Origin of the sequence: Parvibaculum sp. (genome assembly GCF_035511255.1) — a bacterium.
In the GTDB taxonomy this organism is placed as follows: Bacteria; Pseudomonadota; Alphaproteobacteria; order Parvibaculales; family Parvibaculaceae; genus Parvibaculum.
Map to the genome: position 1 here is coordinate 1 of NZ_DATKFR010000055.1, position 3219 is coordinate 3219.

Here is a 3219-nt window from a genome sequence, read left to right on the forward strand (position 1 = left end):
ACCCGGATTGCGTCACGATCTTCGGCGAATCCGCCGGCGCGCATGCAATCGGCCTTCTGATGGCCTCGCCCCTCGCGCATGGGCTTTTCCATCGCGCCATCGGTCAGAGCGGCGCGTGGTGGGATTCCGAACACGGGCCGCTGGCGAGCGCCGAGGAAGCCAGCGCACGCGGTCTCGCGCTGATGCGCAAGCTCGGCGCGGCGGATATCGAAGACATGCGCGCGATGCCGGCGTCGCGCGTCAACGTGGCCGGCGCCTGGAACTTTCTCACCGATCCCGGCGTGACGGCCTTCTCGCCATCCGTCGACGGGTATGTCCTGCCCGACGTGCCGGGCCGGATTTTCGCGCAGGGAAAACAGACGCCGGTTCCGTTGCTTGCCGGTTGGAACAGGGACGAGCATGCCTATTTCACGAGCCGCGGATTGCCGACCACGGGCCCGCGTTTTCGCGCTGCGGCCGCGCGTCAATTCGGCGCAGCGCGCATGGCGGATTTCGATACCGTCTACCCGTCGCGCGACAGGCGTGAGGCCAGACGTTCGGCCGATATGCTCATCGGCGATCTTGTGATCTCGCAGCAGATATGGAGTTGGGGCGGCGCTCACCGCGCAAAGGGCGCGCCCGCCTATCTCTATGAGTTCCATTATGCCTCGGCTTTCAGTCCGAGGCCGGTCCACACGGCGGACATTCCTTTTGTCTTTGGCAATCTCACGGAGAATGCTTTCCGGGCGAAGGGCGCAGCGCCCGAAGCCGGCGATCGCGCATTTTCGAGATTGATGCGTCTCTACTGGATCAATTTCTCGCGGGCCGGTGATCCTAATGGCGAAGGGCTTCCCCGCTGGCCCCTTTATGAAGGTGCGGGCTCGAACGTCATGCACCTCAGCCGGAACTCCGCGGCGGCACCCGAGACGGTTGCCGCGCGCTTTGCCTTCATCGAAAGTTTCCGCAAGGAAGGCGTATTGCCCGCGGATTGGCGCGCCGTTAAAGCCCGCATGTCGCCCGGCGTGGCGAGGCTGGTGGCTGGACTGGTCCGGCTTGCGGCGCGATGCCGGCGCTTACCCGGCAGGTGAGGAGCCCGGCCCTCCGCGAAAAAACTGAGGTATATCGTCACATTTTCTCCGCGCCGCGCGGGAGAATGAACGTGCGGGCTGAAATTCGACAGTGAGGACTAGCAATGGCCGATACAACTGCCTGCGGATGTGGGTTCGATCACAAGGTCGACGTTCACGCGCATTTCCTGCCGCCTTGTTACGCCGAGGCGCTGTCCCGCGCCGGCATGACGACGCTCGACGGCGGCTTTCCCGTGCCGCAATGGTCGGTCGGGGCGGCGCTCGAGATGATGGACCGGAACGGTATCGCGAGCGCGATGATCTCCCTGTCGTCGCCCGCCACTCATTTTCTCGAACCGTCCAAACGAAAGGGGCTGGTCCGCGAGATCAACGAGGCGGGCGCGGATCTCATGCGCGCGCATCCGGCGCGGTTCGGATATTTCGCCACCTTGCCGATGCCGGACGTTCCGGCGGCGCTCGATGAAATTGCCTTCGCCTTCGACCGGCTCGGCGCCGACGGTGTCGTGCTGGAAACGAATATCGACGGGCTCTATCTCGGCAATCCGGCTTTCGCGCCCGTCTTCGACGAGCTCGACCGTCGCGAGGCGGTCGTCTTTCTGCATCCGACGAACCCGGCCTGTTTCGAGCAGGTGGGGCTCGGACGCCCCGCGCCCATGATCGAATTTCCGATCGACACGACGCGGACCATTGTCGATCTCCTCTATTCCCGTACGCTGCAACGCTGCGCGCGGATGAAGGTGATCGTCCCTCATGGCGGCGCGGCGCTTCCGGCGCTCGTCGCGCGCATTGCCGCCTTTGCCAATCTGCCGTTCCTCAACCCGCGCCCCGCGAGCGAGGCCGAGGTTTTCGAGACGCTGGAGCGGCTCTTCTACGATGTCGCGCTCTCCGCGCATCCGGTCGTCTTCTCGGGGCTCCGCCGGATCGCTCCGATCTCGCAGATCCTCTTCGGAAGCGACTGGCCCTTCTCGCCCGAATTCGCCGTCGCCCGCAATGTCGAGACGCTCAAGGCCAATGGAGAGCTCACCGAGGAGGATCGCCGCGTCATCGCGCGGGAGAATGCCCTCCGGCTCTTCCCTCGCATCGCTGCCCTGGCGGCGCGCAACGCCTAGGCGGATATCGTCAGCTTTTCATCGCCACTGCGACAATCGGCCTTCGCGCGGCCGGGCCGCCGTCATTGCATCGTCACGGAGCCTCCGTAGCCCTTGGCAATGATCGCGGGGATTGAGACGGATCAAGGCGGCGACGCCGTCGGGCGCCGATAGTGATTTCCGCCAATCCGATGGTGGGAGAATGCGGGCGTGCCTGTCAAAAGTCTGATGATGGACGAACTCGGCGAGCGGGCGCTGCTGCTGCCGGATTTGCTGGCGCAGGCACTGGCCGCGAACGACCGCGTGAAATTTCTGCTGACCTTGTTGCAGACGGCCGAACATCGTGCCGACCGGCCGGACCTGCCGGCGTCCGATCTCTCCGCCGAGCGCAGGGCCGCCGGCGTCTCGGATGCGGCTTTCGACGGCGCGCTTGCTGCGGCGCGACGCGAGGCGGATGGCGCGCTTCACCTGCCCGGCGCGGGCGCGCTTCGTCGGGCCGTTCTCGACGGCATCGCGGCCATGCGCGCGCCGCTGGCTTTGGCCGACGTCCTCGACGACGAGAGCTTTGCGAAGCGCGAGGCGGCGCTGGCGACGAGCCTGCCTTCGTTCGACGGCGATCTCATCCCGGCCGGGATCATCGACGCGATCACCTTCGCCGACCGGGCGCGCGGCGACAGCCTTCATATTCTGGTGATGGACCTCCACAAGGCGCTCAATGCGCTGCAGGGCGAATTGTCCGAAGAGAGCATCGATGGCGCCCGCGTCTGGCGCATCGACGAGGACGACCGGACGCGGGTCGCCGCCTTCATGCGCGGTCTCAGCGAGACGGCGCCGCTCAAATTCGATCATCCGGGCCTCGGCACCACCGCGACGCGGGCGGGCGGCAAGCTCGTCATCCAGAACGACATCGGCACGAACGACGCGCATGTCCTCGTCGTCCATGTGGAAGGTCTGACGGTCACGCTGACTTATACCGACATCCACACGCAGCGCGCCGCCTTTTTCCAGAGCCTGTTCAGGGCCTTCGCCGTGCAATGGGACGACACGCGCACGCAACGGGGCGA

Annotated in this window: 2 protein-coding genes and 1 pseudogene; all 3 read left to right on the forward strand. The window is 65.8% G+C overall.

Going from position 1 to position 3219, the window contains the following annotated elements:
- Positions 1–1067: carboxylesterase family protein (locus tag VMR03_RS01805; protein ID WP_325401687.1), on the forward strand; the 1067-nt coding region annotated here is incomplete at its 5' end.
- Positions 1068–1171: 104 nt separating this feature from the next.
- Complete coding sequence (locus VMR03_RS01810) at positions 1172–2176, forward strand: amidohydrolase family protein (protein WP_325401689.1); 1005 nt, start codon at positions 1172–1174, stop codon at positions 2174–2176.
- Between the two features lie 189 nt (positions 2177–2365).
- A pseudogene (locus tag VMR03_RS01815) lies at positions 2366–3219 on the forward strand (hypothetical protein); the annotation flags it as partial.

Bases quoted from the DNA above. Each gene is read 5' to 3' on its own strand.
- VMR03_RS01810 (WP_325401689.1), top strand. From the start codon at position 1,172: ATGGCCGATACAACTGCCTGCGGATGTGGGTTCGATCACAAGGTCGAC.